The sequence below is a fragment of the Clostridium oryzae genome (genome assembly GCF_002029235.1).
Taxonomy (GTDB): Bacteria; Bacillota; Clostridia; order Clostridiales; family Clostridiaceae; genus Clostridium_AE; species Clostridium_AE oryzae.
Genome location: NZ_MZGV01000010.1, coordinates 78,309 through 90,934 on the forward strand (window position 1 = coordinate 78,309; position 12,626 = coordinate 90,934).

At 34.1% G+C, this 12,626-nt stretch carries 15 protein-coding genes; all 15 read right to left on the bottom strand.

The window, feature by feature from the left end:
• Window positions 1–28: 28 nt before the first annotated feature.
• The gene (locus CLORY_RS06765) at window positions 29–808 is read right to left on the bottom strand and encodes a flagellar hook-basal body complex protein (RefSeq protein ID WP_079422755.1); all 780 of its coding nucleotides are present in this window, start codon (window positions 806–808) and stop codon (window positions 29–31) included.
• Window positions 805–942 carry a hypothetical protein gene (locus CLORY_RS23210; RefSeq protein WP_169911552.1) on the bottom strand — a complete coding sequence of 46 codons (138 nt, stop codon included), beginning with the start codon at window positions 940–942 and terminating at the stop codon, window positions 805–807. Before CLORY_RS23210 ends, CLORY_RS06765 begins: the two co-directional genes overlap by 4 nt.
• A 56-nt stretch (window positions 943–998) precedes the next feature.
• Complete coding sequence (locus tag CLORY_RS06770; protein WP_079422756.1) at window positions 999–1,496, bottom strand: hypothetical protein; 498 nt, start codon at window positions 1,494–1,496, stop codon at window positions 999–1,001.
• A gap of 12 nt (window positions 1,497–1,508) precedes the next feature.
• A complete protein-coding gene (locus tag CLORY_RS06775) occupies window positions 1,509–2,243 on the bottom strand; it encodes a FliA/WhiG family RNA polymerase sigma factor (protein WP_079422757.1) in 735 nt (244 codons plus the stop codon).
• 37 nt (window positions 2,244–2,280) lie between these two features.
• Window positions 2,281–2,925 (bottom strand): flagellar brake protein, encoded by a 645-nt coding sequence (locus tag CLORY_RS06780; protein ID WP_079422758.1) that lies wholly within the window; start codon window positions 2,923–2,925, stop codon window positions 2,281–2,283.
• Window positions 2,926–2,937: 12 nt separating this feature from the next.
• On the bottom strand, window positions 2,938–3,795 hold the full coding sequence (locus CLORY_RS06785) for a MinD/ParA family protein (RefSeq protein WP_079422759.1): 858 nt from the start codon (window positions 3,793–3,795) through the stop codon (window positions 2,938–2,940).
• Window positions 3,789–5,003 carry a flagellar biosynthesis GTPase FlhF gene (gene flhF / locus CLORY_RS06790; RefSeq protein ID WP_079422760.1) on the bottom strand — a complete coding sequence of 405 codons (1,215 nt, stop codon included), beginning with the start codon at window positions 5,001–5,003 and terminating at the stop codon, window positions 3,789–3,791. Before flhF ends, CLORY_RS06785 begins: the two co-directional genes overlap by 7 nt.
• Entirely contained in the window at window positions 5,003–7,078 is a 2,076-nt protein-coding gene (gene flhA, locus CLORY_RS06795) for a flagellar biosynthesis protein FlhA (protein ID WP_139375980.1), read from the bottom strand. Before flhA ends, flhF begins: the two co-directional genes overlap by 1 nt.
• Window positions 7,079–7,125: 47 nt before the next feature.
• Complete coding sequence (locus tag CLORY_RS06800; protein WP_079422761.1) at window positions 7,126–8,958, bottom strand: fused FliR family export protein/FlhB family type III secretion system protein; 1,833 nt, start codon at window positions 8,956–8,958, stop codon at window positions 7,126–7,128.
• A 19-nt stretch (window positions 8,959–8,977) separates the two neighbouring features.
• Window positions 8,978–9,244, bottom strand: a complete 267-nt coding sequence (gene fliQ / locus CLORY_RS06805) for a flagellar biosynthesis protein FliQ (protein ID WP_079422762.1) — start codon at window positions 9,242–9,244, stop codon at window positions 8,978–8,980.
• A gap of 14 nt (window positions 9,245–9,258) precedes the next feature.
• Window positions 9,259–10,029, bottom strand: a complete 771-nt coding sequence (fliP, locus tag CLORY_RS06810; RefSeq protein ID WP_079422763.1) for a flagellar type III secretion system pore protein FliP — start codon at window positions 10,027–10,029, stop codon at window positions 9,259–9,261.
• Window positions 10,029–10,373 carry a flagellar biosynthetic protein FliO gene (locus CLORY_RS06815; protein WP_079422764.1) on the bottom strand — a complete coding sequence of 115 codons (345 nt, stop codon included), beginning with the start codon at window positions 10,371–10,373 and terminating at the stop codon, window positions 10,029–10,031. The genes fliP and CLORY_RS06815 overlap by 1 nt, the downstream gene beginning before the upstream one ends.
• 12 nt (window positions 10,374–10,385) lie before the next feature.
• Complete coding sequence (locus CLORY_RS06820; protein ID WP_079422765.1) at window positions 10,386–10,865, bottom strand: flagellar basal body-associated FliL family protein; 480 nt, start codon at window positions 10,863–10,865, stop codon at window positions 10,386–10,388.
• Window positions 10,866–10,979: 114 nt separating this feature from the next.
• Window positions 10,980–11,198: a flagellar FlbD family protein gene (locus CLORY_RS06825; protein ID WP_079422766.1), complete on the bottom strand. Its 219-nt coding sequence runs from the start codon at window positions 11,196–11,198 to the stop codon at window positions 10,980–10,982.
• A 239-nt stretch (window positions 11,199–11,437) separates the two neighbouring features.
• Window positions 11,438–12,547: a flagellar hook-basal body protein gene (locus CLORY_RS06830; RefSeq protein WP_079422767.1), complete on the bottom strand. Its 1,110-nt coding sequence runs from the start codon at window positions 12,545–12,547 to the stop codon at window positions 11,438–11,440.
• Between the last annotated feature and the right edge of the window lie 79 nt (window positions 12,548–12,626).

Sequence of the window (12,626 nt, forward strand, 5' to 3'; positions counted from 1 at the left end):
GCACCTCCTAAAATTCAAATTCTAAAGTTTATATCTTTCCAACATCATTTACTGCTTTTCCCAAAGTTTCATCCATCGTCTGCACTACCTTCTGATCTGATTCAAAATTTCTCATTACAGACATCATATCAACCATAGAATTTATAATATTAACATTAGACTTTTCCAATGATTTTTGTTTTACTGTAGTTTGTTGAGCTGCAATTGGATTATTTCCACTGTATAAGTTATCTCCTTGCTTCTGCAGTGCATTATAATTATTGAAATCTACAATGCCAAAATTATAAGCTAATCTTCCATCTAAGTATATATTGTTATTTGCATCTACTGTCATCTTTGAATTATCTACCTTTATAGGTTCCAAAGCATTAGTAGCAGCGTTTCTTCCAAGAACTCTGTACCCGCTGTCATTGACAAGATATCCATCATTGCTTACATGAAAATGTCCATCCCTTGTATAGTAATTGGCAGCTTTTCCATTTACAGTCCCCTGTACTGTGAAAAAACCTGATCCACTTAGAGCAAAATCAGTATCCTCATCTGTGTTAACTAGATCACCTTGAGTAAAATCTGTATAGGTTTCATCTATTTTACTTCCGTAACTCAATTTGCCTAATCGGCTAGTAACATTACGATTTCCTGCAATCCTATCACGGTTTTCAATATATACATCACCGAAATTCTTAATTTTTAGATCATCAGATTTATATCCATTAGTATTTGCATTTGCCATATTATTAGTTATTACATCCTGTTTTGCTTCCTGTGTAATAAGTCCTGATACAGCTGTATAAAGTCCTCTTATCATTTCGAATTACCTCCATCAATAACTTTGTACTCATCCGGGTATCCCATTCCAAGTGTTCTAGCTTTCTGTTCGATCTGAGCGTTTGTTAGCTTTCCTGAATTAACAGCCGTCATAAGCATTACTGAAATTACCATTCCAATACCTATCCCAAGTAATACCTTTTTATCAGAAAGAAATTTAAGTAAGCTTTTTATTTGATGTACAAATCCCTTATTAATAGTACTTCCCCCTTACCTAAACTTAATTTTTCGCAAACCTGTTCTTCAGTGTAACCTTCTTTTAAAAGTTTTTCAATCTCTGCGACCTTGAAGCTATTACCACTGCTTAATTGTGTGTCTTCGTTATCAATATTTTCAGCATTAGCTGTTCCATCCTCTGAACTCTTCATATCGTCCTCTATATTGTCCTGTTCAATACTATATTCGTCCTGTTCATCAAAATTCTTAAGGCTATTTCCATTATTTTCATCACTTTTATCTAATCTGCTTTTTATATCGTAAATCTCTGTTTGAAGCTCTAATATAGTCTCAGCCATCTCTTTTCGTAACGTCGTTATAAGTTCATTAGTTTCATTTATGTTCGCTTGCCTATCATTATATACTGTTTTAAAACTTCTCTGCTCCTTGCGAATCAACCATGTATTAATGCATATAAGTAAAAGTCCAACTACTAATAAAAAAGCAGCCATATAATCCTCCAATCAATTAAAATCCTCATATTTCAGTTTTTTCAGAATTTTGCGCATATGTACTATAGCTCTGCTATGAAGCTGACAAACTCTAGACTCTGATATTTCTAATATCCTGCCTATTTCTTTAAGAGTTAGTCCCTCATAATAATACAGAGAAATAACCGTTCTATCTTTTTCGTTAAGCTCATCAATAGCTTTACTAAGATATTGCAGTTCTTCCTTCTCTTCCATATTTCTGATTGGGTTAGGACTGTTCTTATCTTCTATACTTCCCATAAGTTCAATATCGTCATCTTCTGAAAATAGTATATTATCTAATGACACCTGGGAAATATAATTTATATAATTCTGTATTTCAGCTACATCATCAATCGTCATGTTTAAGTGCTGGGCTATTTCAAAATCCGTTGGATCCCTTAGCAGTTTTGATTGAAGCTTGTCTATAGCGTTATTATATTGATTTAATTTATCCATAGCCCCTTTGGAGATTGGACTATTACGCCTGATTTCATCTATCATAGAGCCTTTGATTCTTATAGAGGCATACGTTGAAAATTTCATACCTTTGGACGCATCAAACTTATTTACCGCGTCCATAAGCCCTACCATACCATAACCTACAAGATCTTCATATTCAACATACTTACTCTTGCCAATAATAACTCTAGATGCCAAATACTTTACTAGAGGAATATATTTTTTTATTACTTGTTCACGTAAATCTACAGCTTCTGAAATAGCCATACTTTCTCCTCCTAAACATTTAACTTTAGAAATTTATTTATAGCATAGTTCTCTTTTGCTTTCTCATTATCTCAAAAATATGGTGTATTATTTTATCCCTAGTACTCTCTTCTACATTAATTAAATTTACTCCATATATATATTTATTGTCCACATGATCAACTCTTACTACCTCTCCCATAACCTTTATCTGATTATCGGAAAAATTTAATTTAGCAATTATAAGATCTTTTAAGCTTAAAACAGTTTTACTGCTCAGTCTAAAACCGCCTCCGCTAAGATCAAGAATGGTTCCTTCATATATCTGCTCTAATTCAACGTAACTGCCCGGCCTGTCATGCCTTGCTTCCAATTTGGTATATTGGATATCATACATCACATTAATTCTAACAAATTCTCTTCTTTGAACTCTCTCAACGTCGCTTGGATATTCTATAGACAGCATAGGTATCTTATTTTCAGACACTCGTCCTATTACTTTCGAAGAAAATTTATATCTATACTGATCGTCATAATAAAATACTTCTAATATATCTCCTCGTGAGGGTGTAATATATACCCCGTCTTTTACCGGTAAGCTTACAAGCATTTTATCTTTTGTTATATTCTGAATATTACTTTTGTACATTTCTTCTTCAACTTGTATTTCAATTCTAGCATTTAACTTAAGTTCTATCTTCATTGTCTACCTCACTCATGAAAAAATATTGAATAATTTTTTGAAAAAGCCTTGAAATCCAGTTCCTTCACTTTGTGACGAATTACCAATCAATTTTTCAGCTATGCTGATGATATTTTTAGAAGCATCACAGGTGGGATAGATTACTGTAAAAGGCTGCTGTGATCTAACTGCCATCACAACTTTCCTATCATCGGAAACCATTCCTAAATAATTTAATTTAACTTTAAGAAAGTTTGATACCGCATTATTAAATTTATTGTAAGTTATAACTGCCTCTTTTTCATCCATCGCTTTATTTATTATGACCTCAGCTTTATTTTTCAGTTTGAAATGGCTGACGGCTTTTAGCAGACTATAGGCATCAGTCAAAGATGTAGGCTCTGGTGTAGTTAGAATGATAAGTTCCTCACAGCTTGATATAAATCCAAGTACACTTCTATTTATTCCTGCACCTGTATCCATCAAAATATAATCCAAGTTTTCTAAGGAATTAAGCTTATTCATAAAAGCTGTCCTCTGCTCCTCAGTAAGATCTTCAATTCTGCTTAACCCTGAACCGCCAGGCAGCAGCTGCACGCCAAAGGGACCCTTTATAACGACTTCTTCAATGTTCTTATTATCTAATATTATATCAAAAATATTATATTTTGGCAAAAATCCCATTAAAACATCATCATTTCCCATCCCTATATCGGCATCAAAAATCAAAACTCGCTTTCCCATTTTTTGAAGAGTTATAGCAAGGTTAACTACTACGTTACTTTTACCAACTCCCCCTTTTCCTGATGTAATTGTTATTATTCTTGGTTTTGAAGCAGCGTTTGTATTTTGCGATGCTAATTTTCTAAGTTTATCAGCTTGATCTAGCATATTACGTCCTCTCCTAAAATAAGATTGCAAAGCTCCACTTCAGTAAATTTCTTGATATCATCTGGTACATTTTGACCAGTAGTAATATAGTTTAATGGTTTTTTTGCAATATCCAATATATTTACAATAGAACCATAAGTACTCGTTTCATCCAATTTGGTTATTATAACATTATTATAGTTTAACTGTTTAAAGCCCTCAGTAATTGAAACTATATCCCTGTCTTTGGTTGTACAGCTTACCACCAGATTTATATTCTCAGAACCAGTCTTATCTATAAATGCTCTAAGCTCGGAAAGCTGCATCGTATTTTTACTGCTTCTCCCAGTGGTATCTACTAGAACAACATCACAATCTTCAAGCTCGCTTAATGCTTTTTCCATTTCTTTTATAGTAATGACAACCTTAAAAGGTATATTCATTATCTCAGCATAGGTTCTAAGCTGTTCTACAGCTCCAATTCTATAGGTATCAACAGTAATAAGTCCAACTTTTTTCTTATCCATTAAAGCCAACTTTCCTGCTAATTTTGCAATGGTAGTTGTTTTTCCTACACCTGTAGGTCCAACAAGTACAATAGTACCATTCATCTCTGCATCAGATATATTTATATATTTCTTTATTGCATTTTCTAATTTGATTTTTTCATCTGCTTCAGAGTCGTCGGCTTTTATAGTATTAATTATCTTTTCTGCAGTTTTCTCATTTATATCATTAGACTCTAATTTTTTCTGTATTTCACTCTTTTGAGCACCGGAAGCTGCGCCGTTAGACACATTTATTCCAGCAATCATGCTTTTCATTTCCTTAAACTCTGATAGAAGCATATTTTCAATTCCAGAAGGTTTACTTTCATCATTAAGTTCATTATCAGGTTTAACTTCTACAATAGCATCTTCTGCTGTGCTGGCAATTGCTTCGCTATTTTGTTTCCTATTTTCAATACTGCTGTTCATTATCTTTTTTATCGCGTCAATGCTGTCTTTCATAGACTGATTTGAATCAGTCCTTAAGTCGGCTTTCTTCTTTTCTTTTCCACTATTATCAACAGCTGCTGTAACTTCAATAATCCTTTTAGAGAAAAGACCTATAAAACCTGGTTTCTTAATTTTTCTCTGGCTAATTATTATTGCTTCTGCCCCTAGTTCATATCTTATCCTGGTCATTGCTTCATTCATGTTTTTAACCAAATACCGTTTTATAACCATTATATGGATACAACTCCTTCTGTTTTTATCTCTACATCATTAGGAATTTCATTTAATGATAATACCACTACGTTTGGATATACCATTTCAATTAGTCGTCTAAATGCAGGTCTTATCTTTGGTGACACAAGGAATACTGGTACATTTTCATTAAAATATACACTTTGAGTAATATCCTTTATTGAGGCTAGCACCTTTCCTGTAATCTGAGGATCCAAAGCAGGAAAAGTACCCTGTATAGATTTTTGAAGATTGTTCGAAATAAGTTCTTCAAGTTTTGGATCGAGTGTAGCAACGATAATAGTTCTATTCTCATCTACAAGTGGATTACATATAGTTCTTGCTAGTGCAAATCTAACATATTCAGTTAATAATTCTATATCCTTTGTAGCCCTTGAATTATCTGCAAGAGATTCCAATATAGTTACCATATCCTTTATCGGAACTTTTTCCTTTAATAAATTTTGAAGAACTTTCTGAACCTCTCCGATCGTCATAAGATCAGGTATAAGTTCCTCAACAACAGCATTGTATTTTTCTTTTACGCCGTCTATTATCAGCTTAACTTCCTGTCTGCCAAGAAGTTCATAAGAATGAGCTTTTATAGTTTCAGTAAGGTGAGTTACCATAACTGTAGTAGGATCAACAACTGTATATCCCTTTATTTCTGCCTCTTCCCTTTGATCCTTATTTATCCATACAGCTGCAAGTCCAAAAGTAGGTTCCTTAGTTTTGATTCCTGGCATATCTAAGTTCTCATTTGTAGGATCCATACATAGAAGCATATTTGGCATTAGATCCGAAGAAGCCACTACGGTTCCTCTAATCTTAACCACATATTCATTAGTTTTAAGCTGCAAGTTGTCTCTTATTCGTATAGGTTGTACTACAATTCCCATTTCTATAGCACACTGTCTTCTAACTGAAGCTATTCTCTGGAACATATCACCTCCGGAAGTTTCATCAGCAAGAGGTATCAGTCCATATCCTATTTCAACCTCCATAGGTTCTACAGAGATAAGGTTCATTACATTCTCTGGTTCCTTTTTTTCAACCTCCATTATCTCTTCCTGTTCAGATTCCATCATTCGCTGTTCCTGTTCCTTTTGATCCTTGTGAAGGAAGTATGCTCCTGCGGCAAAAGCTGCTGCAAGGCCAAAGAAAGCTGGAAAAGGCATACCTGGTATGAGACCCATAATAAGGAGAATAATTGATGCAATAGCTAGAACTTTGGGGAAGGAAGTTAACTGCTTTACTAAAACATTACCAAAATTGTCTTCACTTCCTGAACGAGTAACCAGAATACCAGATGCTACTGATATAAGCAGTGCTGGTATCTGACTTACAAGTCCATCACCTATAGTAAGCTTCACATACTTAGCAGCAGCTTCAGCAGCCGTTAAATCCATCATCAATACACCGATAATTATTCCGCCTGCTATATTAATAACAGTTATTATCATTCCGGCTACAGCATCACCTCTTACAAACTTAGAAGCACCATCCATAGCTCCATAGAAATCTGCCTCTCTTTGAAGGTTTTCTCTCCTTTTTCTGGCTGTAGCTTCATCTATCATTCCTGCATTCAAATCTGCATCTATGCTCATCTGCTTTCCTGGCATAGCATCAAGTGTAAACCTGGCAGATACCTCAGATACTCTTCCTGCACCATTAGTTATAACTACAAACTGAACTATTATTATGATAATGAAAAGTATTATACCAACTGCGTAGTTTCCTTTAACAACAAAGGTACCGAAAGCTTGTATGATGTGTCCAGCATCCCCTTGACCAAGTATCAGCCTTGTGGAAGATAGATTCAAAGATAATCTAAAAAGTGTAGTGATAAGTAACAAAGTCGGAAACACTGAAAGTTGGAGCACTTCTGTTGTAAAAAGGGTAAGCAGCAATATAGTTATTGATATACTTATATTTATAGCTAACAGCACATCTAACAGTGCTGTTGGCAGCGGAATAATCATCATTAAGATTATTCCTACCACTGCAAATGCAACTATTGTATCAAACTGTTCTTTAAAATTAACTTTTATCCTTGCTTTACTGTTAACTGCCAATACAATCACCCTTTATCTATATTTAACTTAGAAATACAATTTCCAAACTATTTTTTCTTTTTCATCGCGTATATAACTGCTAAAATTTCTGCCACGGCTTGATACATTGAAACAGGTATTTCCCTATCGAGATCAACCTCTTCATACATAAGTCTGGCTAAAGGTTTGTTTTCAATTATAGGAATATCATTTTCCTTCGCTATCTTTTTTATATTATAGGCTACCAAATCCAAGCCTTTGGCTATTACCACAGGTGCTTCGCTGCCGCCTTCCTCATATTTCAGTGCTACTGCTACATGAGTTGGGTTTGTTATTACCACAGTTGCATCAGGTATCTTAGCCATCATTCTTCTCGTAGCCATCTCTCTTTGTTTCTGTCTAATCTTACCTTTTATTTTAGGATCTCCTTCTTGCTGTTTAAATTCCTCTTTTACCTCCTGCTTAGACATCTTCATATCTTTTTTATACTTATATTTTTGATAAAAGTAATCTGCCCCAGCTATTATTATCATAACTAATGCAATCTGTCTCATGATATCTAGCACATAATTTCCAAATTGCTTTGGTACTCTATCAACAGCAACAAATCCTAATTTTAAAATTTCTGAATAATTACTCATAAGAAACCTATATCCTATGAAGCCAACAATTGTTACGACTATTATATCCTTTATTAAATTAACGAATGTTCTTGAAGAAAACATCCTCTTAAAGCCTGCCAACGGATCCATACCTGAAAACTTAGGTTTTATAGTATCCAAGGTAAATAGAAAACCCGTTTGAAAATAACTTGCTGCTATACCCATAAGCATAATAGGCAATATTACTGGAAAAAATATTTTTGCTATTATTACAATCGCCATATAGCCTACTTTGCCCGCAGTAAGTGCACTGATGTCTCTAATATTATCAGAAAGAAAATAAACTAAAGTTTTTTCTAATTCTCTTCCTACAGAGCCTCCCGCAGCAGATATTACCACAGTAGCAGCTAAAAGCGTAAGTGCGAGACCTACATCTCTGCTCCTAGCAACTTGTCCTTTTTTTCTGGCATCACCCTTTTTCTTCGGTGTAGCTTCCTCTGTTTTGTCATCTCCCGCGGCAAAGATAAGAACCATAGGAATGGCTTTATAAACCGAATTAAATATGTCTGGTATATTCTGAAACACAATAACCATGCTTTTAACTATTTCTGGCATTGCAAAAGCCACTATTGTGAGACCTACAGCAATTTTTACAGGTATGCCCAGCAGCATAACATTTAACTGCGGCACAGTTCTCGATACAAGACCCAGCGTTATATCAGTTATCATGAGCACCAGTATAAGCGGAATAGCAATTCTAAAAGCTATAACAAACACTTTTATTAATGAAGTTATCGCCACCATCATAGTACCGCTATATAAAATTCCATGGCCTAAATTTACAATCTGAAAGCTCTGTATTATTGCTTTAAGCAGTACAAGATGACCATCAGATAATATAAAAACCATCAGAGCTATCCAATAGAAAAAAGTCTCCATAAGTGTAGAATTTGTATTTGAATTAGGATCAAACAAACTCATCATCGCTAAACCCATCTGAAGATCTAGAAGCTGTCCTGCAAGTTTAAGCATTGAAAGAACCATACTTACAATAGATCCTAATACTATACCAATGGCAAATTCATTAACAACGTACAAAGCTAATGTATAATTATCATTTATTGATTTAATGCTTGTTGCATCAACAGTTGGCGCTATTATTATTGCCAGCACTCCAGCAATAAATGCTTTCATTATATTAGGAGTTCCTTTTGGAAAAAATATTGGTACAAGTGCTACAAAAGTCACAAGCCTTATAAATATTAAAATTAATGCTGTAAAATACACTGTATCTATCAAGTCACCAACTCCCAATTTCCTAGGAAATTTTTGAAATCATATTGAATATATTCTTAGTAAAATCAACTAGCTGATGAAGCATCCAGCTTCCGGCAAAAAGCGCTACAAGTGCCATTGCTACTAGTTTAGGTACGAATGTTAATGTCTGCTCTTGAATCTGAGTAGTAGCCTGAAATATACTTATTGCTAAACCAACCACAATACCAGTTAATAAAAACGGCGCTGAAATCATAACTGCTGCATTAATAGAATCTTTTAAGATCCCAATCAATAAATTTTCACTCATATAGCATCTTCTCCTTACGTAAAGCTCTTGATAAGACTTTGTACTAAGAGATTCCAACCATCAACCATTATGAAAAGCAACAGCTTAAATGGAAGTGAAACCATCGTTGGTGGAAGCATCATCATTCCCATTGACATAAGCACACTACCAACTACTAGGTCTATTATCAAAAATGGAATATATATTAAAAATCCTATTTCAAAACCTCTTTTTAATTCACTTATAGAAAAGGCTGGTATTACTATATATAAAGGCACATTTTTGCTTGTTACCTTAGATCCAGCATTTGAAAGATCCATAAATAACTTCAAATCTTTTTGACGCGTCTGCCTTAACATAAATTCCCTTATTGGTTCTTGGCCTATCTCAATAGCCTGTTTCTGAGTTATCTTGTGTTCAAGATAAGGTTTGATCGCTGTTTTGTTTACAGTATTGTAAGTAGGCATCATTATAAATACCGTAAGGAATATTGCCAAGCCTATTAGAACCTGATTAGGAATAGATTGCTGAGCTCCCATAGCATTCTTAAGAAACGAAAATACTACTATAATCCTTGTAAAACTTGTCATCATTATAAGTATTGAAGGGAGTAATGACAAAACTGTAAATAGTGCCAGCAGTTTTATGTTGTTAACATAGTCCTGAGCACTGCCTCCACCTTTTACAGACACATTTACATCAGGTATCTGAATCGATTTTGGAGCTGCATATACTTGATTATTAAATATTAAAAATAAAATCACTAATGCGCTTAATACCACTGCAACATTTTTTAGTCTTTTCATTAAAAATCTTTCCTTCGCAATTTAAAATTTTTAACAAACTCCTGCAAGTTTTTATACTGAGGAATCTGTTGTTTCTCAATAGCTTTGCATAATTCTTCTTCTGTGAGCTCCTTCAGTATTTCTATCCTTCCATTAGTAGAAGAAATAATATAACCTCTCTCACCTATCTGTGCTACAAATAAACTATTTTCTTTGCTCAGCATCACTTTTTCATGAAGTTTTATAAACCTGCCATCTTGAACCTTCTTGAATGTACTTCCTCCAAGTCTCAATGTAACATAGACCAGCAGCAATATAAACGGTAAAAACAGACATATTTGAAGTACCATCTTTAATGATTCCATGTTTGTCCTTTCTTATTGAACGATAAAACTATCATAGTATACATTGGAAATTCTTCCTTTTGTTAATACCGTATCGATTCTATCCATAAGCTCTTTCTTTAAATCTTCTCCGCCTTTTGGTGTAAGTTCAGTTGATTTCTTGGATCTTAAAACACTTATTACAGCATCTCTTATAGCCTCAACATTTTCAGTAAGCTCTTTTCCCAGCGCTTTATTCTTTTTATCATATGCTAAATATATAGCTGTTTTAACGTAATGCTTTGTATCTGTATCTGCCAAATTTACTGTAAACTCTTCACCAGTTTGAAAGTATGCTTGTTCCAAAGGCTGAGTTGATGTAGCTACAGTTTTTCCAACTTTAAAGTTTCCCTTGCTTCCTAATATGACACCTGCAAAAGCAGCCGCTCCAATAAGAAGTAAGGCCAATAATACTATAATTATAATTTTAAATAAATTCCCTGCTTTTGGTTTTCCTTTAACTGCTTCACTCATATTACTTCTCCTTTTCCGAAGCCAAAATTATCATTTTAGTTTCTTAATTTTCTAATTTTTTATTCTTTTCACATGTACTACAATAATGGTCAACTTCTTTTTAGCAAATATTTATTATTCCGAAGGCTTAGTATCTTCTCCTTCAAATTTAAATGTATAAATCTTATTCTTATATTCTATAACCTTCTGTACAACTTCTTCTGTCTTCTCTAAAATCATATATTTCTTGCCGTTGGTTAATGTTATTATGCATTCTGGAACTTCTTCAATCTTTTCAATATTATCAGCATTTAATATGAACTCTTTTCCGTCAAATCCAGTTAACCTTATCATAGAAATCCCCTTTCTAAAAGTTACAAAGAGAAAAGAGAAGAGAGAAAAGTTATGGACGAAATTCAGCTAAGGCTGAATTTCCAGCAACATTTTACAAACCTCTAAACTATCACTGTAGCTTCTATTAACTTTTCTACTTACTAACTCTCATCACTAAAAATCAATTCATCAAGAATTCAGCCTCAGCTGAATTCTCTCCTTCACTTTTCTCTTTTCTCTCTACTCTTTACTCTTTTTTACTATCTCTTAAGATTTATAATCTCCTGAAGTATTTCATCATCAGTAGTTATCATCTTACCACATGCCTGGAAAGCTCTTGTTGCAACTATCATATCTGAAAATTCAGCTGCTAAATCAACATTAGACATTTCAAGGTTATTTTGAAGTATGTCTCCATATGCTGCAGCATTAGAGGTAGCCGCTACTTCATCCCCACCACTTTTAACCTTAGCATTAAGTCCTACTCTAACCTCTGCAACACCAGAGTTTGAGGATTGCTTGTACATATTTGAACCAGTCTTCTCAAGACCTGTAGCATTAGAAAACTTAGCCATAGCTATCTGCCCTATTACAGCCGTCTTCTCACCGCAATTAGCTTTTACAGTACCATCTGCATCTACCGAAAAAGATACCACCTTACGCATTGTACCATTATCGTTTATTTCACTAGGTATTACAAGAGTAACTAAACTTGATGTTGTGTCGTCTGTACTTTCAACAACTTGAACTGGTTTATCCTTGTTATTAGCATCAACAAAATTAACTTTGTATCCGCCTTTTTTATTAGTATCATCTTTTACTATGCTTGATTTTGTAGCAGTGCTACCATCACTGCAAACTCCTGTCACTGCATATCCAAGTACTTTGTAACCATCAGAAGTTGTTAGATTACCATAATCATCTATAATAAAAGCACCATCTCTTGTATAAAGGACGTTATTATTCTTTTGTCCGCTATAAGTAGCATTAAATGTTGTATTACTTACATTCATATCTGACTTTCCATCAGCATCAGTATATATGCTTGATCCTTTTGTTACCATGAAAAATCCTTCACCATCTATTGCAAAGTCTGTATTCCTGTTAGTAGGCTGCATAGAACCCTGCTTCATCATTAAATCAATACCGGCTACTTTAACTCCTAAACCAACCTGTGCAGCATTCATACCACCAAGAGTATCTATTGGGCTAGATGCACTTCTTGAATTCTGATAAAGCGTATCTTCAAATCTAGCTCTGCTGGATTTAAAAGCCGTAGTGCTGGCATTTACAATATTATTACTTATTACGTCAAGCTTAGTTGAATTTACACCTAAACCTGCTTGACTTGAATATAATGATCTTAACATTAGTGTACCTCCAATTTATGATATATTTTCTACAATCCTATCTCTGTCTTTCAATAGGAACAAGCCTCCTCTATAGGTC

Bases quoted from the DNA above. Each gene is read 5' to 3' on its own strand.
- CLORY_RS06815 (WP_079422764.1), bottom strand. From the start codon at position 10,373: ATGGAATCATTAAAGATGGTACTTCAAATATGTCTGTTTTTACCGTTT.
- CLORY_RS23210 (WP_169911552.1), bottom strand. From the start codon at position 942: ATGGTAATTTCAGTAATGCTTATGACGGCTGTTAATTCAGGAAAGCTA.
- CLORY_RS06820 (WP_079422765.1), bottom strand. From the start codon at position 10,865: ATGAGTGAAGCAGTTAAAGGAAAACCAAAAGCAGGGAATTTATTTAAA.
- fliQ (WP_079422762.1), bottom strand. From the start codon at position 9,244: ATGAGTGAAAATTTATTGATTGGGATCTTAAAAGATTCTATTAATGCA.
- CLORY_RS06785 (WP_079422759.1), bottom strand. From the start codon at position 3,795: ATGCTAGATCAAGCTGATAAACTTAGAAAATTAGCATCGCAAAATACA.
- CLORY_RS06770 (WP_079422756.1), bottom strand. From the start codon at position 1,496: ATGGCTGCTTTTTTATTAGTAGTTGGACTTTTACTTATATGCATTAAT.
- flhF (WP_079422760.1), bottom strand. From the start codon at position 5,003: ATGGTTATAAAACGGTATTTGGTTAAAAACATGAATGAAGCAATGACC.
- CLORY_RS06830 (WP_079422767.1), bottom strand. From the start codon at position 12,547: ATGTTAAGATCATTATATTCAAGTCAAGCAGGTTTAGGTGTAAATTCA.
- CLORY_RS06825 (WP_079422766.1), bottom strand. From the start codon at position 11,198: ATGATAAGGTTAACTGGATTTGACGGAAAAGAGTTCATATTAAATGCT.
- CLORY_RS06780 (WP_079422758.1), bottom strand. From the start codon at position 2,925: ATGAAGATAGAACTTAAGTTAAATGCTAGAATTGAAATACAAGTTGAA.
- CLORY_RS06765 (WP_079422755.1), bottom strand. From the start codon at position 808: ATGATAAGAGGACTTTATACAGCTGTATCAGGACTTATTACACAGGAA.
- CLORY_RS06775 (WP_079422757.1), bottom strand. From the start codon at position 2,243: ATGGCTATTTCAGAAGCTGTAGATTTACGTGAACAAGTAATAAAAAAA.
- fliP (WP_079422763.1), bottom strand. From the start codon at position 10,029: ATGAAAAGACTAAAAAATGTTGCAGTGGTATTAAGCGCATTAGTGATT.